Here is a 22,665-nt window from a genome sequence, read left to right on the forward strand (position 1 = left end):
TCTTCTATACTTTTAATCCTCTCGGTGTAGTGAAACGTTCTAATAATCCCAAGATAAAATCTAGAACCAACGCTAACACAGCTGCTGGCACAGCGCCGATAAGCACTAACGCGTCAATATTTCGGGTAATTCCAAGAAAAATAAAATCCCCTAACCCGCCTGCACCGATAAACGCTGCAAGCGTTGCTGTACCTACATTAATGACCGTAGCGGTACGAATACCCGCCATAATCACGGAAAGAGCGAGAGGTAATTCGACTTTGAACAGAGTTTGCAAATTGGTAAGTCCCATTCCCCTAGCAGCCTCAATGACTGAACGGTCTACATCCTGTATTCCCGTATAAGTGTTGCGAATGATGGGTAAGAGAGAGTATAGAAATAAGGCTGCAATGGCGGTTGTTGTGCCAATCCCGAATAACGGAATCATAAAGCCAAGCAGGGCAAGACTGGGAATCGTCTGCAATATGCCAGCGCCGCTGAGAACTCCAGTCTTCAAGAATGGCAATCTCGTAATGATAATGCCTAAAGGAATACCGATGATAATTGCAACAGCCATCGATAAAAGCACGAGCTCAATATGTTGAAGTGATGCCTGCAGAAGATCTGCTCCCCGCATCTCAAACTGGTTGATTAACTGCTCCCACAAACTTTGATTCATGTTTCCACCTTCTTTCCTGCCCATTGATCCGCAAATGCCGTTAATAGACTCGACCGAGTCACGACACCGACAATCTTCTTCCTTTCGCCTATAACGGGAATAATTCCAAATTTAGCGTTCGTGATGGCGATTAAAGCGTCTTGGGCCGTCGCCGATTGTTCAAGAAATGGATCGACAGGAACACAAATTTCTTGAATAGAATAGATATCATTCATATGCGCTTGAAGATCGTAGGCTGAAACGATACCGATCAGCTTCCCTTCTTCATCGCCTACGAGCAGCGTGTCCGTTCTTCGCTGCCGCATTAAGGAAAGTGCTCTTGCTGGAGATAGAGACGGGGTAGCTGTCGCTGGATTCTCACGCATAATTTCCTGGATTGAAATGAATTCTGGATTTCTGAAAATGCGATTTTTCCCTATAAAGGTTTCCACAAAGCCATGCTCAGGCTCCCGAAGCAATTTCTCAGGAGTATCGAGCTGAAGAAGAACTCCATCCTTCATGACGGCAATTCTGTCCGCCAATTTCAAAGCTTCATCCATATCATGCGTCACGAATACGATCGTTTTATTTAATGTCTTTTGTAAACGAATAAGTTCATCTTGCAGCTGCTCCCTTGTGATCGGATCCAAAGCGCCGAAAGGTTCATCCATGAGTACAATTTCGGGATCCGCTGCTAAAGCACGGGCAACACCCACTCTTTGCTGCTGGCCCCCCGATAGCTCACGAGGATAACGGGCCGCGAATTTCGACGGTTCCAGTCCAACCATCTGCATCAATTCTTGTGCACGCTCTTTCCTCTTAGCCGCTTTCCAGCCCTTTAACTGAGGAACAAGAGAAATATTTTCTTCAATCGTATAGTGAGGAAAAAGCCCGCCTTGCTGGATGACATAGCCGATATTTCGGCGTAATTCCACCAGGTTTTCTTGATTAATATCTCTTCCCTTGATGCTAATAGTGCCCTCCGTATGGGGAATCAATCGGTTGATCATTTTCATCGTTGTCGTTTTACCGCAGCCACTAGGGCCAATAAATACAATGAACTCTCCTTGTTGAATTTCAAAATTCATCGATTTTACGGCTTGAGTTCCATCATGATACGTTTTGCTGACATTTTCAAATTTAAGCATAGGCAACCTCCTTTGGGTGAGCTAAGCGGCCAATTGATTATTCATAATATAACAAACCAAATACTTACTGACAACCCCAAAAATAAATATAGGTTGTTAGTATAAAAATGGAATTTATGTAATCGAGCAACTAAAAAAGAGGCTGCCCGTGGCATAAAGCGCCATCAGACAGCCTCTTGTCTTGTGTGATTATTGATCTGAATAAACTTCTGTTTGATTAATAAATTGTGCGGTTCTTTGGTACGTTTTATCGTCTCCCACGACGACTAGAATATCATTTTCTCTAAGTATTACATGAGGGCCGGGAGATATAGATACATTCGTTCCTCTACGCAACGCAATGATCGTCGCTCCTGTATTTTGCCAAAATTGCAGATTCGCAATCGTCTTCCCTACAACATGAGAATCATCATTGACTTTGATCTCAATCGGATTATAAGGCTTCAAGTTTTGAAACCGATCGGACACCTCAATAATTTCGGTCAGAAGCATATCAAATTTGCGGTCCATTTCCTTCTTCTCTTCCAATAACAGCTCCAAATCTTGCTTCAGGGAATAAACAGACTTCAAATAATTGTTCCGAGTAATATACTCATAGGCTTTCTGGTCAGAAATAATGATGATCTCTTTCCCTTGCGAAACGGACACGATGTCCTCGTCTTTTAATAAACCGATTGCTTTACGAATCGTCTCAGGCGAAACATGGTATTGACCTGCCAAAAGAGATCTACCAGAAATCTTGCTTTTCACGGGAAATTCACCGCTTACGATTCTTTGAGCAATATCAAGTGCTATCGATTTGTAGCCGGCCATTTCCATCTCTGGCATCGCACTCTTCTGCCCCCTTATGGTGGTATGTTAGTAGATATAATGTTACAAATTATACCACATTAGAGCATACTCTTTTCTCTCACTGAAGTAAACGGGAAATCAATGGCAGCATTTAGTCATGTCTATATTTCATTAGTTTATCAAAAAGATCCCTATACTTTCCAAACAGTCCTCACTTGCACAACCATTCAATGTTAACTAAGGAATGCATAACCACTATACGTCCCTGAAGTTTATCATATTCCAAAATATGTACCACAGTTGCCTAAGAAAAATACCGCTTTCTCGAATTGAGAAAGCGGCATTTACTTCATTATGAAAGTTTGTCTAGATTTATGGTTAGGTTATCCGTGCTGTCTTGATGTGAAGTTGCTATTCATAATCAGACTTATCCTAATGGCTTCATGATTCTATTTCTCTTCTCAAATGTAGCAATTTCCGTGATCCCTTTTTCTAGGAGTGTTGTTGTGTTGATATCGATATAAGCTCCAATGTCATCGGGGAAATGAGAATCCGAAGAGGTTGTAAACTTGACCCCTTCTTTAATTAAGACATCTAGAAATGTAGGACTTGGGCACATTTCCTTGACGGGATAACGATAAAATAACCCTGCATTTATTTCTGTTGCCGTGTTTGTCTCTACTAATGCTCTTGCGATTCTTTGATAAAAAGGAAGAAGCAAGTTTTCATCGGGACGATAGTTAAATACTTTCAAATTATCTAAATGTGCCACGAAATTAAACATGTTACTTCGAATTGCACTCTCGACGACTTTAAAGAAATCATCATACAAATCCAGCAATTGATATTGTTTAAAATGCTCTTGGGTATCGGGATTGTCAAAGCCCCAACCGTACATATAGTGAACTGAACCAATAACATAATCCCACTCCACTTCCCCAAGAAGCTCTTTTAATTCTTCTTCACCACCTGGAAAATAGTCAGCTTCAATGCCAAGCCGGAGTGTGATCCCTTCTGCTTTCCAACGTTTCTTCGCTTCTGTAATGGCAAGAACGAAATCATCTATAGATTCAGTCATCACTTGGTCTAGCCAAATTCGCTGTTTTCTTCCAATGTCTGTATCACTCAACTCCAAATATTTTTCAAAATAAGAACGCGTTTCTTTAAAACGATATAAATGGTCTACAATTCCGACTTCATTTAATCCTTTTCTCTTCGCTTCTTCTAAATACAAGTCGATCCAAGAAGGATCATAAGCTCCTTTTTGCATACGAAGCATCAATCGCTCCATACTTTTGTTAAGCCATTCTAGCGTATGTTTCTCATCCTGAATAGGATGAAAATGATCTAACGAAATATTCGTGCGATCTAACCACCTTAATGAATATGGCCCTTCTTCCAAATGTAAATGATAATCCACTTTCATGCTGTTACACATCCTTTGCAATAATCCATTGTAACATCGTATCCAATTGCTGTTCTCTCCACTTACTTGGCATATCTTGATCACAAATCATGTAATCTATAGTTGAAATCGAACAAATTCGATAAAAAGATTCATAGCCTAGCTTTGAAGAATCAGCCATCAGAAATACCTGATTCGCTCGCTCAATCATAGCCGTCGAAACATTAGATTCTTCCAAGTCATAATCGGTTACTCCCTCAGCAGTAACGCCTCCACAAGAAAGAAACACTTTATCGAATCTAAAATCTTTCAGCATTTTGCATGTCAATGCGCCTACAATTGATTTCTGTGCTGGATTCGTAACTCCACCAAGGACAATGACCTTGCCTTCAAACTCCTTATTTTCCAATCGATTATTTAATACTTCCGCCGCAGCAAGTGAATTGGTGACAATAGTGACTCCACGTACGGCACGTATAGCATTTGCTAAATGGATGTTAGTCGTACCAACATCAATCATGACCGTATCTCCGTCTTGAATGTACTCCGCTGCTTTATTGCCAATTGCTACCTTGGCATCATAGTTCAAATTCATTTTTTTCTCAAAATGAGGCTCGTTATTGGTTTGATGGTATTTTACAGCACCACCATGCACTCGTTTTAGTTTCTTCTCTTTTTCAAGGATATCTAAATCGCGTCTAATGGTTTCAGGGGTAACTCCTAAACTCTTTGCAAGATTTGCTACTAAAATCCGATCTTCTTTCTCCAGCTGTTCTAAAATATACTCTTGTCGTTCCGTTGACAATACACTCATGTCAGTGGAATCACATCCTCTTTATTGATATACAAAGTTTTGAGTTCATTCTCTTGCAATTTTTCATAGGACTTGTGCAAGTGTTCTACTGTAACCGCTACTCCGCCAGATACGATCTCGTAACGTGTAATATTTCCAAGCGGCATAATGTTCTGAACTTTACCCGAGATTTTGTAGCCGTCCATAATGAATTCCGAACCGAATGCTTCTGGACGTACCGCATATAAATCGTGTGTAAATTGCGATTCATCCTTTATCAACAATGAAATTTGTTTTTTAGTTAAGACATTATAATTGCCTATAAACCGTGCCACAAATTCGTTAGCTGGTCGAGTATAAATGTCATGAGGCTTACCCTCTTGTGCAATGTGACCTGCATTTAAAATGTAAATACGATCACTAACGGCCATCGCCTCTTCCTGGTCGTGTGTAACAAGAACCGTTGTCATGTTCAATTCTTGCTGAAGGGAACGAAGAAGCTTTTGCAAGTTTTTCCGAATTTGTGCATCAAGTGCGCTTAACGGTTCATCAAGCAACAGCACTTTCGGCTCGGTTACGAGCGAACGCGCCAATGCAACACGTTGTTGTTGACCTCCAGATAACTCACGCGGATATGCTTTTTCTTTGCCTTTTAGCTCAACAAGTTCAATCATACGCGACACTTTTTTTGCAATTACTTCTTTGTTCATCTTTTGCATCTTTAATCCGAATGCGATATTTTCTTCTACTGTCATGTTCGGAAAGAGGGCATAGGATTGAAAAACCATTCCCACTTTACGATCTTTCGGCTTCACGTTTGTTACATCTTTGCCGTCGATCTTGATAATTCCTGCCTCTGGGGTTGTTAATCCTGCCAATATACGTAATAGTGTACTTTTACCGCAACCACTTGGACCTAACAAGGTGACGAACTCACCTTCCTCAAAAGCAAGGTTTAGATTGTGCAGTACTTGTTGATCATTAAACGACTTATTTATATTTTCAATCGTTACATAACTCATCTTCCACCGCCCCCTTTTTTCGAACGAGTCACTCTTACAATAATGGTAGATAGAACACATATTAATAAGAAATAACACACGACGATCGCGCTCGCGATATGGCCGCTTGTATTTAGCTTTTGATAAAGGTAAGTTTGGATCGTCTCAAAATGTCCACCTGCCAACAAGTTCACTAATACAAATTCCCCAAATAAAATAGAGAAGGAAAGCAGAGATGAGACGATAATTCCTGACAAAATGTTAGGTATAATTACCTTAGAAAAAGCAGTAAACCGACTTGCCCCTAACATTTCGGCGGCTTCCATTAACGACTCGGCATGAATATTACGTAAGCTGTTGCGTGTCCCTTGATACATATAAGGAAGGATACCCACGAAGTAAGCACCTACAGTGACCAGTATCATAGGAATCCTACTGCCAGAATAGGCTCTTATCAAACCTACTGCAATAATGACCCCAGGCATGGCATACGTCATAACAATGAGCATTTGAATAAATTTCTCGAGCTTAGGCGCGTATAATACGATTGAGAAGATGGTGGGAACCATCACAACCAATCCTAACGCGGTTGCACTAAACGATAATAGAAGCGATCGACCTAATGCCTCTAAAAACCGCACATCTCCGAATAAATCACGATACCAGCCCAAGGTTAACCCCTCGGGAAGTATGGTCTTGTGCCACTGTGTCGCAAATGAATAAATAAGCGTCGCCAATATAGGCACAAATAAATACAAAACGACAGCGCCAATCATGAAATAATGATAAAGTGGCCGTTTCACAATAAATCCCTCCGAACCTTACGGGTTAACCACTCATTTATGAACATAGCAATGATTAACGTTAAGCCTAATAAGACTGCTAACGCACTGCCTAGTTCAGGTCTGGCAAAAATATCTCCAGTCGTCAAAGCTCCGACTCGAATCGTTACAAGATTATAAGTACTACCTGTTAATGCATAGGCTGATGCATATGCTCCCATGGCATTGGCAAACAAAATGCTGAAGGTACCTGCCACACTTGGCAGCATGACTGGCGCACCGATCCTTACCCAGAACTGTAACGACGAAGCTCCGAGGAGTGAAGCCGCTTCCTTCCACCCCGCTTGAACACCTTGGTACACTGGATAGAGCAGCATTACAGCGAGCGGCAGTTGAAAATACACATAAATCAAAATCAACCCCGACCAAGAATATAAATTAAATGAACTTAGTGTCTCCCATCCCCACGCTCGAAAGAGCAACGTAAATAAACCGCTGTTTCCAAGTAAAACAATGAAAGCAAACGCTAATGGAATGCCTGCAAAATTTGATGTCAAATTGGCGAATATTAATATTCGATCTTGAATGTTTTTAGAGAAAAGAGTAATCGAATAGGCAGCGAATATAGCCATTACCATAGCTATTAAACTGGACAGCAGGGAAATCATAATGCTGTTTTTAAAAGCTTGATGATAATAAAAATTTTGAAAGATTTCCGCATACTGATTAAATGTAAATCCTGTTCCCCCATCGCCTTGAAAACTTGCATAAATCATTGAGAATAAAGGGATGAACAAAAACAAAGCTATAAGTATAAAAAACGGAATGATGCTAACGAAGAGCATCCCATTTATACGTTTCAACTTGACAGCTCCTTTCAAAGTGGAAAGGGCGTCTTCTATTTAAGAAGACGCCTTTGTTAATCCAGGAATAACTAATGATTGCATGGCCGCAGATGGTTTAATATTTAACAGCTCACATGCTAAAGGCGCAATCTGTAGTTGAGGGATGATTTCTTCATATACTCCAGCCGTCACTCTATCACTGATAATAAATAACGGCACGTCTCGATCTGCAGAAGTTGTACCTCCATGCTGTCCATCGTTATTCATACCATGGTCAGCTGTTACGATAATCTGATAACCAGCCTCGAGCCAATGTGGAATGATATTCGCTAGAACGATATCAATGGCGATAGCTCGATTCCGATATCCGGCTGAATCGGCTGTAAATTTATGACCATCATCATCTACATTCATTGAATGTACGTATAAGAAATCTGGCGTATACTTTTGAAGAAGATAATTAGCATCTGCAAACAAATGACTATCCGGATAATGATCCTCCCAATAGAAGATGCCTCGCTCAATCGGTTTGGAATCATCGAGTTGGATCCGATCTGTCAGTACATTAAAGGGGGCTGAGTTGTACAGTTCGCTAACCCAGTAATAAGATGCTGTCGCATTACTTAGTCCATTTTTTTTGGTTAAATGAAACAAACTTTCCTCTTTTGACAATCGAACGGTCTGATTGGATGTAATTCCATTTTGATAAGCTGGCGTACCCGTTAATAGAACTTCATAGAGCGGACGTGATAGGCTCGGTAATTCTGACTTCACCTTATATCTGGCCGCTTTTCCTTGTTCAATAAGGTGATGCATATACCCCATTTGAGATACCGCGGTGTCGTAACGTAAGCCATCAATCATTATAAAAATTAGTTTATTTGACATTCGTTAACACCTGCTCTTGCCATAATTGCATCAATTTCTTAGTCGTCTCTTCCCATGTTTTCATATCAGACACAGGATGAACGTTTTTGTACATTTCATTTGGAAGAAGCTTAGCCTTTGCGTCTTCTGGCAATTTAACATTCTCACGAATAGGACGTGCATATCCGCGAGCCAGGTTCGCTTGCCCTTCATCCGATAAAATATATTCACGCGCCAGCATTGCCGCATAAGGATGCTTAGCATACTTGTTAATTACTGTTGTGTATCCAGACATAACAGATCCATCTTGTGGAATAACGATATCAAAGCGATTTTTATCAATTTGATCACGATAACCAAGAGCATTGAAATCCCAAACAATCGCTACATCTACTTCGCCTTTTTCTAGTGCCGTCAGACTTGGATCTGTTGTACGCAGACGACCTTGCTTCGCTAATTTATTAAAGAAGTCGATACCTGGCTGAATATTTTTCTCATTGCCGCCATTAGCATAAGCAGCAGCCAATACAGCAAACTGGGCTTGGTTCGCTTTTAATACGTCACCAACGGTTACTTTATAATTTCCGCTTTCAAGATCTTTCCATGATTTCGGACTGTTTTTTACATTGTTTTTATCCGTAATGAAAGCAATTGACCCCGTATATCCTAATACCCAATGACCGTCATTATCCTTTGCCCATTTCGGAATATCGTCCCAATGAGACGTTTTGTAAGCGAGCGTTAAGTCTTTTTCCTTAGCTAATGGACCAAACGCTATACCGACATCCCCGATATCTGCTGTTGCATTATCCTTTTCGGATTCAAATTTCGCTAACTCCTCTGCACTGGACATATCAGTATCTGAATGTTTAATTCCGTATTTGGTCTGGAGATCTTCCCACGTACCTTTCCAGTTTGCCCATGCATCCGGCATACCTACTGAATTCAGTTGGCCTTCTTCCTTAGCCTTCTTCGTTATTTCTTCAACCGAAAGCTTGTTATAGTCTACTGAATTAGAAGAAGAAGCCTCTTGCTTGCTAGAACATCCAGCAATAATAGATAGAGATAGAACACCAACCGTTGCCATTTTCAACAATTTACTTATTTTCATGGGAACGAACCTCCTGTGTTTTGTTTTTGTTTGTTTTAATTTGTTTTACAAATAAAATGATACAGAAACAAAGTAAAAAAAGTATCAAACAAATGTAAAACATATGTAAAGATTACAGTGACGCAATCGTGAATTGTAATTATTGGACATGCATTACCCAGATCAGAGGACGCTACATGATAGATGCTATTTAAGATATAGATCAGTATTCGATCTGTTCTCCCTTTCCCTGAAATGGGCGGAAAATTCATACGAGGACCGTGGTCCATAAACAAAAAGGGACTCATGCGCTGAAGATTACTTCGCAGCGGAAGGTAGTTGCTTACGCGAATATCACCGACTGGGAAAAGCTCAGAGCCGTTTATAGTGAGTCATCTAAATCAATCCTTTATCTTAAATTCAAAATTGAACCGTATAATATCTTAATTTAAAGATTAATTCTGCCATGTGTACAGCCCTTTTCAATAAAACTAACAGAGCAGTAGACTCTTTTTAACTTAGGGAAGATATATAAAAAAATCCCCTGCAATCTGCAGGAGATTCACTTCACTTATAGATTATTTCATTTCAACCGAAGAAATGAGTATACCGTTACTATCGACTAAGCCCAGCTCATAAGCTCTTGAAATCGTGAGAAACCGTTGCCTTGCAAAACAGTCTGTACCGTTGTGCTGTTCATATATCTGATTGTTTCTAACTTCCTCAGCAGAAACAGGACGCGTGTAATTGTGATTGACTGCTTGATCCTTATGGATCGCATCCATAAATTGTTCAAAGCTCATGGATTCCTTGTTGTCATATCCGTTTCCGGTGACTTGACTCTGTACACGATTTGCAATAACAAGCTTCGTGTAAGCAGCATAATCCGCAGTGAACTTTCCATTTCCATCTGTAGCTTTGATAGCCATTTGTCATACCTCCTAAAAAGACGCTTATTTCATTTATCGGCATATTATATAAAAATGTTATATTTTGGTCATAGACTAGCTGTTTTTACAAATCAAACACTAGGAACACTGAAAAAAATTAAGTTAGAACGGATTTATTAAATTTAAGGAAAAATAATACAGAAAAAAGGATGCCACTGATGCATCCCTTTTTACATGTTATTCCAAATATATTTTTTTATCTTTTGACTAGGTTATGAGGGTCGATAACAAACTTTTTCGAAGCGCCTTGGTCGAACTCAGTGTATGCAGCAGGCGCTTGATCGAGCGATATCAAAGTCGCATTGACCGCTTTTGCGATTTGTGCTCTTCCGCTGAGGATGGACATCATCAAATCACGATGATATTGCATCACTGGTGTTTGCCCAGTTACAAAAGTATGTGCTTTGGCCCAGCCTAAACCAATACGTATTTTTAAAGTTCCGACTTTTGCATCTGCATCAACAGCACCTGGGTCTCCAGTTACATATAGGCCAGGAATACCAAGTCTTCCGGCTGCCCGTGTCACTTCCATAATAGAATTAAGCACTGTCGCAGGCGCCTCTCCATGATTGTGGCCATGACCGTGTGCTTCAAAACCTACGCAGTCAATGGCACAGTCCACTTCAGGCACTCCTAATATTTGTTCAATTTGCTCCGCTAAATTGGCATGCTCACGTAAATTTACAGTTTCGCAGCCAAAGCTTCTAGCTTGTGCTAATCTTTCGCTGTTCAAGTCACCTACAATGACCACAGCTGCACCGAGCAACTGAGCAGAATGGGCCGCAGCCAAACCGACAGGACCAGCGCCTGCAACATAAACCGTCGTACCAGGCTTGACGCCTGCACTGACCGCGCCGTGATATCCCGTAGGGAATATATCCGAGAGCATCGTCAAATCAAGAATTTTCTCCATCGCCTGATCTTTATCTGGGAATTTAAGCAATTGGAAGTCAGCATAAGGTACCATGACGTATTCCGACTGTCCTCCAACCCAGCCACCCATATCCACATAACCATATGCAGAGCCAGGGCGATCTGGATTGACATTCACACAAACATGCGTGTTGCGCTCTTTACAGTTCCGACAACGACCACATGCAATATTAAACGGAACGGAGACGAGATCTCCCTTTTTAATAAACTCCACATCACGGCCGACTTCAATCACCTCTCCGGTAATCTCATGCCCTAATACTAATCCGCTCGGAGCCGTCGTACGACCTCTCACCATATGTTGGTCACTGCCGCAAATATTTGTCGTAACCACCTTCAAAATGACGCCATGATCACATTTTCTGCCGACGTTCAGCGGGTTAACACCCGGTCCATCCCGCAAAATTAATTCAGGGTAACTAATATCCCGAACCTCCACCTTTCCAGGTCCTACATAAGCAACCGCTCGATTCCCTGACATGCACCCTCTCTCCTTTGCCTTGAAATTTGAACTGCTAGTTACAATTTCCCAGTAAAAGAACCACTCCGTGTAAATAAAACGCTTTCAATTAGAGATGGCCATCTATTGGTAAAATTGTGCGTTCTAATGGACGACGCATAACCACTATACGTCCCCACAACGCCCGATATGCCAAAATTTATTATTAAATTGATGTTACATGAATTTTTTGGCACAACATTAAAAAATGCCCGCTGAACTGAACTCAGAAGGCATTTCTAGCACCTATTCATTTGTATATATTAGATAAACGAACCATTTTTATATGTTCAATATTCCAGTAAAATGGTTTTTGATCTGCTGTAATCACTTCTGCTATGTGGTTTTGGACACTTTTAAGTAAACCAACTTTATCGGGGTGACTCCCCCCATCAAACACGACGATTTCCCCCTCCATATTTTTCAGCTGTTCTTCAAAAGTATTGCCTAACTTCATATGAGTGGTGTTAACCGGTAAAGTCTCCTTTTTCAAGGAATAAGGCATTGCAATATGAGGGTAAGGAATCAACCATTTCAAATGGAAAATCGGGATAAGCAGCGTTCTGTGTACAGTAGAGAAATAGACAAAATAGTTGTCGAACACCTCAGTGACATATCCGTAAATGGATTGGCTGCCAGAGAGAAAAATTTGCAAGAGCATCTCCTTAGATTCTCTTAAAACCTCTTGGTATGACAATTCGTTCTCAGTTGACCGATTAGCTCGCTCCTCAGGCATTTGAACCATTTGTTGCAATGATTTCATAGAAGGCCTGATATTACGTATATGTCGGAATGGGATATATAGGTAATTTGTGCCATCGAAAATGACGACGACATCCGGACCACAATCGATTAAGACTCCTAGCCGTTCTATTTGACCGGATAGTTCCAACTCAATGTTCTTACCCATGATGGAACTTAAGAAGTTCATCTACAATTTACCTCCCATTCGATAATTTAAAATACAAAGTACGTTGTCCAAAAATATAATCCGAGCAGACTTATGACTAGACTGATCGGAACGACCAGCAACGTTACTCTTAAATATTTGACCCAATCCATCGGTATACGGTACTGCCTTAGTGTATGAATCCAAAGCAGTGTAGCAAGCGTCCCCATCGGCAATATTAAAGAACCTATATCTGACCCGATTACATTTCCTAAATAGGCCACTTGCATCGTATGAAGATTCAATCCCATTTCTTTAATAGCCAAAGTTCCAATCATTATCGAGGGAAGATTATTGCAAACATTTGAGAGAATGGTGAGCAACAAGCCCATAATAAGAATGGCAAACAATGGATCCTTCGCGATATGAACTCCCAACTGATTGATAATAATCGCCGTCATTCCAACATTGTGAAGTCCATAGATGATGACATACATACCAAAAGCAAACAATAGAATATGCCACGGACTCTTCTTCAACACATCCATAATTCCAATCTTTTTCTTGTACCATCTTATAATAATGAGCACAAGGGCTCCGACTACAGCCGGCCATTCCGTCGGTACGCCAAGCGGTGTAAGTACAAAAAAGCTAATTCGAGTCAACACAACAATAACGATGCATATTCTGAACATCTTCCAATCAATAGTTGTGTCTCTACTAGGCTTGGGTGCCAATGGATGTGCCATTCTTCCATATCTGGAAATATCAATCGAAATGTCTTTCCTAAAGAAGAAAAATAGCGATACAGCGATGCACGCGACACCTAACATGGAGGGAACAAACATCATTGCTGCGTAGGAGTTTAAATCCAGCCCGACGATTTCCAGAGCAATAAGATTGGCTAAGTTGCTGACCCCAATGGGTGCACTAGCCGCAGTTGCTACTAGTGCACCTGAGATGAGATATGGAACCTGTTGATGAGGCTTAAATCGAAGCAATGAAAGCGTCCTAATGATGATAGGTGTCGTAATGAGAATACTTCCGTCATTGTTGAAAAATAACGTCATTGAAAAACAAAGCAAATTAATATACCAAAACAGTACTGTGCCAGAACCTCTTGCCTTTATTGACAAATTCACTGCTGCCCACTGAAAGAAACCTATGCTCTCTAATACAATAGACATAACAATGGTGGATAGAATCGTGATGGAGGCGCCGCTTACGATTTCAAATATACTGAAAACATCCCTTAATGGAACAATGCCTAATAGAAGAATAATACATGCCGCTATAGAGGTAGGAATAGATTCATTGATGCCGTACGGCCTCCACATGATAAAAAACACCGTAAGGGCGAAAATAGCAATCATTAGGGGCAGCTCTATATTACTCATCTGGCTTCGCCGTACTTTGTACATCTTTAATATCAGAATCGTCGGTTAATGTATCTGCATTTGATATAAATACTTGAGGCTGATTCTTCAGAAAATGTTCGGGTTCTTGACCAACAGGTTTAAGCAGCAAATACAACAAAAATCCGCTTATTATTAAAGAGAGAATGGAGATCACAATATTTCCCCACCTTTCATGTGATCATCGAGTAAATTGGTTCCGCAGCATTGGGGACAACCAGACGGATTTGAAAATGTATTTTTGGGGAAGTAGATGTTTTTTGTTTTTTGCAATTACTTTTGTTTCTTGTTTCTCTTTCAATGATTTTCTTCTATGACTTATTGCTGATCTGCCGGTACTTACTGTTGATTTAATCGGTTTATTTTTCCTTTTTTTCGGCGGTGATCTATTGGAGAGAGGTAATTCAGATGGCTGATCTACGTCATTCTGTTCCTGTGATGAAAGATCGAGTAATTTCAAATCTCCATCTTCATTTTCATTTTCGCTAAAAGCATGAGTCGTAACTTCATACGCCTGATCGTTCACTTCGAGACTTGGCTTCTCTTCCACATCATCTGTTTCGCTGTCTTCTGCTGTTACGGCCGAAGATACTGTCTTCACTATTACCAATTCATTCTCTTGAATAGGCGTTTCATCCTTCACTTCATTAGACGGAACATCCTTGGTAGTTATGATCTCATCCCCTTCTGAAGATGCTTTTACAGCTTTATCGTTGCTTTGCTGCTTAGTGTTTTGAGATCTGAGATTAAAACTGACATTCTTAATGTGAAAAGTAGCTACTCTAATAATTTGGAACCCTTGAACAAGAATAATATGGTTATTTAATACGCCCGTTAAGACTCCATCTATATATTCCGGACCGCCCTGGTTAATTTGAACCGATCTATAGACCATCTTCTGAAGAACGTCATTAAAGTTAATACCATCCAAGTGGTGTGTCCGATGCGGGTAAGGAACAATGGAGGAGGAAGGCTGAACAATACTATTAACAGTTACACTTTTAATGTGCTGCGTCTGATAATAACAATATTGTTCATCGGTTAACAAGACCAGGTGGTCATCTTTAACGGCAATGAGCCTACCTTTTTTGAGTTCAGGTCCATTTCGATTAATACATACCACTTGTTCAACCAGCTGCTTGAAGACTTCTGATGTTGCGGGCTGCACACCGTTTCCTCCTTCCCATCATGATAGCAAGGCGTTCTCAGTTGTTTCACTAATCTCTTTTCTTGTCTTTGTTATCTTTGTTATCTTTGCTGTCTTTATTGTCTTTATTGTCCTTGTTGTCTTTGTTATTTCCATCTTCATTTCCCTTATCTTTGTTGTTATCATTATCATTTTTTGCCTTACCGAAGCTAATACTGCGAATATGGAAAGGCAATACATGAACCACCTCATTACCTACAACCATCGTTAATTCATCGGACGTAACCTCAATCAACACGCCTTCAAGCTTCTCTGGTCCCCCGCGATTGACCTGTACCCAGCGATATTTCAAGTTTTTCATAACCGTATGAAAATCTTCTGCATCAACGTACTTAGGTTGTGTCTGTTGTTCTTCACTTGCAGCCTCTGTCGTAATATCGGAAAAGTCACTAGCATCCATAGTTAAACTTTTTACATGATCTAGCTTGGTGTAAACGATACCTTCATTTTCAACACTAATTACGATGTGATCATTTTTCACGCAGAGTAGTTTACCTTGTTTAGACTCAGGTCCACCCCGGTCGATCCGAATTACTCTACCTACCAATAAGCCTAGATTTTCTTTATCCATAGAGTCTAATCCCTCTCCTTTTGGTTATTAGGTTACAATTCATGTATATTACCTACTTAACTCTTGTGCATGGTACATACAACCAGTTTTCTTCAGCTTTCCGCTTTTGTCTCTCTTTCTAGGTATTTGCATGATTTGCATAGAAAATAAAAATAAAAGGCCCTCCCCGCACATCATCTGTGTAGGGAAAGCCTTATTTCTCCTGTCTCTCTTTCTTCTAGAGCTTGAACCTTTTGAGCCTTAGCGTCTGGAACCTCTGGATCCTCCAGAGCCCCCTGAACCTCTTGAGCCACGCGAGCGACGCGAACCTCTGGATCCTCCAGAGCCCCCTGAACCTCCTGAGCCACGCGAGCGACGCGAACCTCTGGAACCTCCCGAGCCTCTAGAACCTCTTGAGCCACGCGAGCGACGCGAACCTCTGGAACCTCTTGAGCCTCCTGAGCCTCCTGAACCTCTTGAGCCACGCGAGCGATGCGAACCTCTGGATCCTCCTGAGCCTCTAGAACCTTTAGATCCTCCAGAGCTCTTTCGTGCCTCAGGCCCCTTTGGATTTTGATTTAAAAATTTCTCTAAATCAGTACCCATCGTTTCATCAACCAGTTCTTTAATCGCCTTCTCAGTAAGGGCTACCAACAAAATCACCTCTTTATCGTATTCCCCTCAAAGTGAGAGTAAGATATTTTATGCGGGTAAATGACTGTTGGTTTAGGCAAAGTCACGAAAAATTTGTGGAAGCATATTATAAACAAAAAAAGTAAAGGTTGATTCTAGTGTTGGAACTGCCCAAAGAAATCCCCACGTATCATATTGTTATTAACAATAAACACTACAAAAATCTCAGAAGCGACATCTGGAGGGATGACCCTGTCCCAGCTAAGCTGAAAGTGAACTCAAAGGAATATTACATCGGCATTCAGTATCGAGGCTACCACATTCGCAAACAAAAGAAAAAATCATTTCATCTTACCTTCAGATCTCCCCAATTATTTATGGGAAGAAGAGAGCATCACTTAAATGCTGAATATATGGACCCGTCGATGATCCGCAGTAAGCTTTCTTTCGATTTCTTTAAGGAGATCGGAAATTTAGCCCCAAACGCGGAGTACATCTTATTGAAACTCAACGGTTCTACTGCAGGACTCTATTTACAGCTAGAGTCTGTAGATGATCTGTTTCTGCACCAAAGAAATTTGCCGAGTGGGCACATTTTTTACGCAACGAATGATGATGCTAACTTTTCTTTAATTACACCGTACAAAAAGGTGAAAACGTCTCTTGAGGCAGGTTACAGAGTGAAGGTTGGCAATCAGGAAGATTACCATTTCATTCGAGAGCTCATTTATAACATTAATACGGTCCCTCGGTCCGATTTCAAGCATGAAATTTCCCGCCTTATTGACGTGAATAAATATATTCTGTGGTTGATTGGCATTGTATGTACGCAAAATTACGATGGTTTTATCCAGAATTACGCCCTCTACAGAAACGGACAATCAGGTCTGTTCGAGATTATTCCTTGGGATTACGACGCAACTTGGGGAAGAGATATACACGGACGAGTGATGGAGTATGACTATGTTCCGATCCAAGGATATAATACGTTGACTTCCCGCTTGCTGGACGTTGATGAGTTCCGTTTACAGTACAGAACAATGCTTGAAAATATTTTAGAAACCAAGTTTACTCCTTCATATTTAGAATCTCACATCTTATCCCTGCAAAGCATGATTCGTCCATATATCCTTCTCGATCCTTATATAAATAAAGATATACAGAAGTTTGACTCTGAGGCGGATTATATTATCCATTTCATTCACAACCGCAGAAGGTATCTTCTAGATCGATTAGTCGAATTAAAATGAGCCCCTGTATATGAATATAGGGGCTCATTTTCTGTTAAGGGATTAATAGAACTTTCCCTGTATGAGTTCTGCTCTCGAGTAACCGGTGGGCTTCCGCGCCCTCGCTTAGCGAGTACCGCTTCGGTTCTTCTAAGCGCAAACGTCCTTGTCTTATCGCTTCGAACAGCGCCTCCGACCTCTCTATCCGGTTACTGCGGGTAGTTACATGGTTCCACAGGTCACCGCCGGTCAATGTTTTAGAAGTGTCCATGAGCATACGAGGATCGACATGCGGCGGATCCCCTCCAGCCATTCCGTAGAATACAACGGTGCCCTTCGTTCTGACTGCGGCGAAGCTATCCAGCAACGTCGAACCTACGGAATCGTACGCGACATTTACTCCTTGGCCGTCTCTAGCAAATCGAACTGCTTCTTTCACCCAGTTGCTGTCGTAGAGTACGACTTCGTCCGCTCCTGCCTTCAGCGCAGATTCGCGCTTCGCATCCGAGGAGGTCAATCCAATGACCCTTGCCCCCTTGCTCTTACATAACTGTGTTAAGAGCTGTCCGACACCGCCTGCCGCTGCATGCACCAGAACATCATCTCCCGGACGAACCACATAGCTGTCATGAACTAAATAATGCGCAGTCATCCCCTGAAGCAGAACGGCAGATGCCTGTTCAAAGGTTATATCCTGAGGCAGCGGTACAGCACGGTCTACAGGTACACGAACCAGCTCGGCATTTGCGAAGGGCACATCCGCAAATGCGACTCTGTCTCCTATTTTAATGTTGTCAACATCAGGTGCCACCTGCTGTACAACCCCGGCTCCCTCGTATCCTAAAATGTAAGGCGGTTTGCCGGCCAAATGATAGTAACCCCTTCTTCGGTAAATATCCGCAAAATTCATCCCGATCGCTTTCATTTCAACCAGAACTGTTCCCGGTTCAAGGCTCGGGTCTGGAACATCTGCATAAAGGAGAACCTCAGGGCCGCCAAACTGTTCAAAAATCAAGGCTTTCATTGTCTACCCCCAATTGTTCCGCTAAATGTATTCGTTATCTTGTCCGATCCGCAGTTGACGGAGAATCTTCCCAAGCTTCAATGTTCTTCAGACCATGAATGCTGTTTTTATAGAAGACAGGGTCTTTTCCTGCTTTTTTCTGCTTAACGTAATCATCAAGCGCAGCAAAGGCTACTTTTGACAATAAGAAAATGGCGATCAAGTTGACTACAACCATAAAGCCCATAAATAAATCAGCTAAATCCCATACCAATTGAACTTTTGATACAGAGCCGAATATAACCATGATGATCACAGCAACTCGGTAGACGAATATCCAAGCTTTATTCGATTTTAGAAATTCAATATTCGTTTCTCCGTAATAGTAATTTCCAATCAACGTACTAAACGCAAACAGGAAGACCATAATCGCGAGAAAACCGGATGCCCAAGAGCCAATGTGCACACTTAATGCCGCCTGTGTAAGCTTGATGCCATCAAGTCCTGGCTGATTATAAATCCCTGACAGTAAAATAATCATTGCTGTACTTGTACAAATAACAAGTGTATCGGTAAGCACGCCGAATGCCTGAATTAGACCTTGTTTTGCAGGGTGACTTGTTGTTGCCGTTGCAGCGGCATTAGGTGCACTGCCCATCCCCGCTTCATTCGAGAACAAACCTCTTTTCACGCCGTTCATGAGCGCGGCTCCAAGCGTTCCTCCTGCCACTTGTTCGAAACCAAAAGCATTTTTCACAATGAGAGATAGCACTCCAGGTAATTTACCGATATTGGCGAGCACGATAAACACAGCTATACCAATGTATAATACGGCCATAAAAATAACGATATACTCGGACATTTTCGCAACACGTTTCACACCGCCGAAGATAATGACTGCAAAAACGAGCGCCATCACTAAGCCGATGATGAGACGATTTGTGCCAAATGAATTTTGGAAAGCGATCGTAATCGTGTTCGATTGTACGGCGTTAAATACAAGACCGAACGATAAAGTAATTAATACGGCAAACAAAGCTCCCATCCACCGCTTGCCAAGGCCCTTCTCCATATAATACGCCGGACCGCCGCGAAAACCGCTTTCATCTTTAACTTTGTACACTTGTGCTAAAGTGCTTTCAATAAAGCTTGAAGCGGAACCGATTATCGCAAGGATCCACATCCAGAACACCGCTCCAGGACCACCTAATGCAATGGCAATCGCAATTCCTGTAATATTACCTGTCCCGACGCGGGCCGCCATACTAATGGCGAACGCTTGAAAAGGTGAAATGCTGTCTTTAGAACCGCTTTTCGATTCTCTGAGCACCCGCAGCATTTCTCTAATCATACGGACTTGCATAAATTTCGTTCTGAACGTGAAATACAGACCGCAGGTAACAAGCAAAATAATGAGCAGTTTGGACCAGAGAAAATCGTTAAATAGTTCGATCCCATTTTGCAGAATTTGTTGCATCTAATATCCCCCTTTAGAATTATGCTTTACACTTAGATGTTTTTTTCTTCTACATGCGGCCAAAATAAACTCACGTCTATAAAATTGTGCCCCGTTTTTATTACATTTACTAAAATAATTTCCATCTTTAGAAACAACCGCATGCCTCCGAAAACAAGATTATATCATTAAATTCTGCCGTCTTTTAGACGGGAATTTTTTACATACAACCATCTGTTTTAGGGCATTCAAAATGGGTTCACTGCCTATGGTCTGGTATCCATTTGGAATATAAAATTATGATCTTACATCGAATACGCTGAGACCAAAAGGCTGGACGTCAGCGGATGCGGCGGGGCTGCCCATCTTCCCCGGACTCGTTCGTTATGAGGAAGCAGCCTCAGGAGAAATTAATCACGCGCTTCGGTTCACTGTTCAAAAGACACAAAAAGGCTTTATTGCCCCTGCCATTCACTACGCTTCGAGCAGTACCAATCCAGATCTCCCGCCAATGGGACTAAGACTTCGGCTCAGGGCAGATTTCGATATTTCCGGCTTCTCCAAGACGAATCAAGCCATTCTCCGTGCGCTGAAAAAATACGGCATGATCGTCGCTGATAACGGCAGCAATCTGTACATCAGCGGTGCACCGAATCCGAAATGGGACGATGACGATTTGCACAACCTAAGTAACATTAAAGGAAGCGACTTTGAAGTTGTGGATACGGGGAAAATTGAGAAATAAAGCAAAAACGCTAAGCTTGCGAGTAGATGCAGGCTTAGCGTTTTTTTGAAGGACCTGGTCCTTTGTTATTTATTTAATATATTATCCTCTAGAACCGCGTATTTATCGCCGTATTCTCTAATGATATGATTTTCTCCCCAAGCACATAGGGCGTCTAATATCGATTTCAAGCTCCATCCATATTCGCTGAGCTCATACTCTACTTTTGGCGGTACTTGATTGTAGCTAATCCGATTTACAATGCCATCCTGTTCTAATTCTCTTAACTGCTGTGTTAGCATTTTTTGCGTAATATTAGGCATGACACGCTTTAGATCGCTCGTACGCATCTTCCCATGCGTTAAATGACATAGAATGACGCATTTCCATTTGCCTCCGATCACTTCTAGAGTCGCCTCTACTGAAATGTTATATTTCTTGGCCATAACGGATATCCCTCCGAAACGTGTTATAGGTACTTTTCAGTGCTTATGGTACTTTTCAGTACCTATAGTACTAAAAAGTACGTACTGTTCATTTGTGTTTGGATAATCCATAATAACATGTACCGGCCGGTGATTACCATACAATAGGAGTGGAAAGAATGCTGTTGGATAAAAAAAGAAGTACTTTGGCGCTCCTTGCGTTAGCGGTAAGCTCCTTTGCTATTGGAACAACCGAATTTATCAGTGTGGGACTGCTCCCTCTAATCGCTGATGACTTACAAATATCAGTCACAACAGCCGGACTCACGGTTACTTTATATGCTTTGGGGGTTACCTTTGGAGCCCCTATTCTAACATCACTCACTTCCAAAGTGTCACGCAAATCATTGCTACTATGGATTATGATCGTATTTATCGCAGGCAATAGCCTTGCCGCCGCTGCGCATGGGATTGCCTTACTATTGATTGCACGCGTCATTTCCGCGTTGTCACACGGTGTATTTATGTCGATTGCATCGACGATTGCAGCGGATCTCGTACCTGAGAACCGTAGGGCCAGCGCCATATCAATTATGTTCTCAGGGCTTACCATAGCGACCGTTACAGGAGTTCCTCTAGGTACTTTCATGGGACAACAACTAAGTTGGCGAGCTGCGTTTATAGCTATTGCCCTAGTCGGTGTCTTGGCTTTTATCGCTAATATTTTGTTGGTACCTTCTAATTTGCGAAAAGGAACTACAACAGAGCTTCGTGATCATCTTCAGCTCGTTACGAATGGACGATTGCTGCTTGCATTTGCGATTACGGCACTGGGGTACGGCGGAACGTTTGTTGTATACACTTATTTATCTCCGCTTCTCCACGATATAACCGGATTTCAAGAAAAGACGGTAGCCGTTATTCTGCTTTTATACGGAATCGCAATTGCGATCGGCAATGTCATTGGAGGAAAAGCTGCCAACCGCAAACCGATAACGGCTTTGCTCTTCATGTTTGCATTACAAGCCATTGTGCTCTTCCTGTTAACGTTCACCGCTCCGTATAAAGCAGCTGGCTTATTTACCATCTTCTTTATGGGATTGTTAGCCTTCATGAACGTGCCAGGACTGCAAGTGTACGTCGTTATGCTCGCTGAACGCTTTGCACCGAAGGCAGTAGATGTAGCCTCAGCTCTCAACATTGCCGCATTTAATGCGGGCATTGCGCTTGGCGCATATTTGGGCGGCATCATTACCGACTCAATCGGTCTACGCCAGACACCATGGGTCGGTGCATTAATGGTTCTGGGAGCCGTCATTTTGGCAGCTTGGAGTCGTGCTCTGGAAAATAAAGACGAAGCCGCCCGCAATACCAAACATGTATATCAATAAT

23 protein-coding genes are annotated in these 22,665 nt (G+C 41.7%); 3 read left to right on the forward strand and 20 right to left on the reverse strand.

Going from position 1 to position 22,665, the window contains the following annotated elements:
• Nucleotides 1-4: 4 nt before the first annotated feature.
• The 17 genes from J2Z20_RS08420 to J2Z20_RS08500 all read right to left on the reverse strand — a co-directional run bounded on the left by J2Z20_RS08420 (nt 5) and on the right by J2Z20_RS08500 (nt 15,824).
• A complete protein-coding gene (locus J2Z20_RS08420; RefSeq protein WP_209848055.1) occupies nt 5-658 on the reverse strand; it encodes an ABC transporter permease in 654 nt (217 codons plus the stop codon).
• Nucleotides 655-1,785, reverse strand: a complete 1,131-nt coding sequence (locus J2Z20_RS08425) for an ABC transporter ATP-binding protein (protein ID WP_209848057.1) — start codon at nt 1,783-1,785, stop codon at nt 655-657. Before J2Z20_RS08425 ends, J2Z20_RS08420 begins: the two co-directional genes overlap by 4 nt.
• Before the next feature lie 189 nt (nt 1,786-1,974).
• The gene (locus J2Z20_RS08430; RefSeq protein ID WP_245252116.1) at nt 1,975-2,613 is read right to left on the reverse strand and encodes a GntR family transcriptional regulator; all 639 of its coding nucleotides are present in this window, start codon (nt 2,611-2,613) and stop codon (nt 1,975-1,977) included.
• A 391-nt stretch (nt 2,614-3,004) separates the two neighbouring features.
• Complete coding sequence (locus tag J2Z20_RS08435) at nt 3,005-4,003, reverse strand: histidinol phosphate phosphatase domain-containing protein (RefSeq protein WP_209848059.1); 999 nt, start codon at nt 4,001-4,003, stop codon at nt 3,005-3,007.
• Nucleotides 4,004-4,007: 4 nt separating this feature from the next.
• Nucleotides 4,008-4,796 (reverse strand): DeoR/GlpR family DNA-binding transcription regulator, encoded by a 789-nt coding sequence (locus J2Z20_RS08440; RefSeq protein ID WP_209848061.1) that lies wholly within the window; start codon nt 4,794-4,796, stop codon nt 4,008-4,010.
• Entirely contained in the window at nt 4,793-5,797 is a 1,005-nt protein-coding gene (locus tag J2Z20_RS08445) for an ABC transporter ATP-binding protein (protein ID WP_209848065.1), read from the reverse strand. The genes J2Z20_RS08440 and J2Z20_RS08445 overlap by 4 nt, the downstream gene beginning before the upstream one ends.
• The gene (locus J2Z20_RS08450) at nt 5,794-6,579 is read right to left on the reverse strand and encodes an ABC transporter permease (RefSeq protein WP_415640007.1); all 786 of its coding nucleotides are present in this window, start codon (nt 6,577-6,579) and stop codon (nt 5,794-5,796) included. Before J2Z20_RS08450 ends, J2Z20_RS08445 begins: the two co-directional genes overlap by 4 nt.
• Nucleotides 6,576-7,421: an ABC transporter permease gene (locus J2Z20_RS08455; protein ID WP_209848068.1), complete on the reverse strand. Its 846-nt coding sequence runs from the start codon at nt 7,419-7,421 to the stop codon at nt 6,576-6,578. Before J2Z20_RS08455 ends, J2Z20_RS08450 begins: the two co-directional genes overlap by 4 nt.
• Nucleotides 7,422-7,460: 39 nt before the next feature.
• On the reverse strand, nt 7,461-8,291 hold the full coding sequence (locus tag J2Z20_RS08460) for an alkaline phosphatase family protein (RefSeq protein ID WP_209848071.1): 831 nt from the start codon (nt 8,289-8,291) through the stop codon (nt 7,461-7,463).
• Complete coding sequence (locus tag J2Z20_RS08465) at nt 8,281-9,381, reverse strand: ABC transporter substrate-binding protein (RefSeq protein ID WP_209848075.1); 1,101 nt, start codon at nt 9,379-9,381, stop codon at nt 8,281-8,283. The genes J2Z20_RS08460 and J2Z20_RS08465 overlap by 11 nt, the downstream gene beginning before the upstream one ends.
• A gap of 557 nt (nt 9,382-9,938) precedes the next feature.
• The gene (locus tag J2Z20_RS08470) at nt 9,939-10,289 is read right to left on the reverse strand and encodes a hypothetical protein (RefSeq protein ID WP_209848078.1); all 351 of its coding nucleotides are present in this window, start codon (nt 10,287-10,289) and stop codon (nt 9,939-9,941) included.
• 217 nt (nt 10,290-10,506) lie between these two features.
• On the reverse strand, nt 10,507-11,724 hold the full coding sequence (gene fdhA, locus J2Z20_RS08475; RefSeq protein WP_209848081.1) for a formaldehyde dehydrogenase, glutathione-independent: 1,218 nt from the start codon (nt 11,722-11,724) through the stop codon (nt 10,507-10,509).
• 268 nt (nt 11,725-11,992) lie between these two features.
• The gene (locus J2Z20_RS08480) at nt 11,993-12,673 is read right to left on the reverse strand and encodes a DUF2642 domain-containing protein (RefSeq protein ID WP_209848084.1); all 681 of its coding nucleotides are present in this window, start codon (nt 12,671-12,673) and stop codon (nt 11,993-11,995) included.
• Between the two features lie 26 nt (nt 12,674-12,699).
• Nucleotides 12,700-14,028, reverse strand: a complete 1,329-nt coding sequence (locus tag J2Z20_RS08485; protein ID WP_209848087.1) for an arsenic transporter — start codon at nt 14,026-14,028, stop codon at nt 12,700-12,702.
• The gene (locus J2Z20_RS08490; protein WP_209848090.1) at nt 14,021-14,203 is read right to left on the reverse strand and encodes a hypothetical protein; all 183 of its coding nucleotides are present in this window, start codon (nt 14,201-14,203) and stop codon (nt 14,021-14,023) included. The genes J2Z20_RS08485 and J2Z20_RS08490 overlap by 8 nt, the downstream gene beginning before the upstream one ends.
• Before the next feature lie 24 nt (nt 14,204-14,227).
• Entirely contained in the window at nt 14,228-15,214 is a 987-nt protein-coding gene (locus J2Z20_RS08495; RefSeq protein ID WP_209848093.1) for a hypothetical protein, read from the reverse strand.
• 49 nt (nt 15,215-15,263) lie between these two features.
• Nucleotides 15,264-15,824 carry a hypothetical protein gene (locus tag J2Z20_RS08500; protein WP_209848096.1) on the reverse strand — a complete coding sequence of 187 codons (561 nt, stop codon included), beginning with the start codon at nt 15,822-15,824 and terminating at the stop codon, nt 15,264-15,266.
• 773 nt (nt 15,825-16,597) lie between these two features.
• On the opposite strand from J2Z20_RS08500, the gene J2Z20_RS08505 reads away from it, so the two are divergent.
• A complete protein-coding gene (locus J2Z20_RS08505; RefSeq protein ID WP_280921743.1) occupies nt 16,598-17,686 on the forward strand; it encodes a CotH kinase family protein in 1,089 nt (362 codons plus the stop codon).
• 34 nt (nt 17,687-17,720) lie between these two features.
• Here J2Z20_RS08505 and J2Z20_RS08510 read toward each other — a convergent pair whose 3' ends face one another.
• Nucleotides 17,721-18,689, reverse strand: coding sequence for a quinone oxidoreductase family protein (locus J2Z20_RS08510; protein WP_209848099.1), 969 nt, complete (start codon nt 18,687-18,689; stop codon nt 17,721-17,723).
• Nucleotides 18,690-18,723: 34 nt separating this feature from the next.
• Entirely contained in the window at nt 18,724-20,145 is a 1,422-nt protein-coding gene (locus tag J2Z20_RS08515) for an alanine/glycine:cation symporter family protein (protein WP_209848102.1), read from the reverse strand.
• Between the two features lie 490 nt (nt 20,146-20,635).
• On the opposite strand from J2Z20_RS08515, the gene J2Z20_RS08520 reads away from it, so the two are divergent.
• Nucleotides 20,636-20,869: a hypothetical protein gene (locus J2Z20_RS08520; RefSeq protein ID WP_209848105.1), complete on the forward strand. Its 234-nt coding sequence runs from the start codon at nt 20,636-20,638 to the stop codon at nt 20,867-20,869.
• Between the two features lie 65 nt (nt 20,870-20,934).
• Here the strand turns inward: J2Z20_RS08520 and J2Z20_RS08525 are convergent, their stop codons facing one another.
• On the reverse strand, nt 20,935-21,294 hold the full coding sequence (locus tag J2Z20_RS08525) for a winged helix-turn-helix transcriptional regulator (protein WP_209848108.1): 360 nt from the start codon (nt 21,292-21,294) through the stop codon (nt 20,935-20,937).
• Nucleotides 21,295-21,452: 158 nt separating this feature from the next.
• Here J2Z20_RS08525 and J2Z20_RS08530 point away from each other — a divergent pair, with 158 nt between their 5' ends.
• Complete coding sequence (locus J2Z20_RS08530) at nt 21,453-22,664, forward strand: MFS transporter (RefSeq protein ID WP_209848111.1); 1,212 nt, start codon at nt 21,453-21,455, stop codon at nt 22,662-22,664.
• Nucleotide 22,665 lies beyond the last annotated feature (1 nt).

This window comes from Paenibacillus sediminis (assembly GCF_017873765.1).
Lineage (GTDB): Bacteria > Bacillota > Bacilli > Paenibacillales > Paenibacillaceae > Paenibacillus_AG > Paenibacillus_AG sediminis.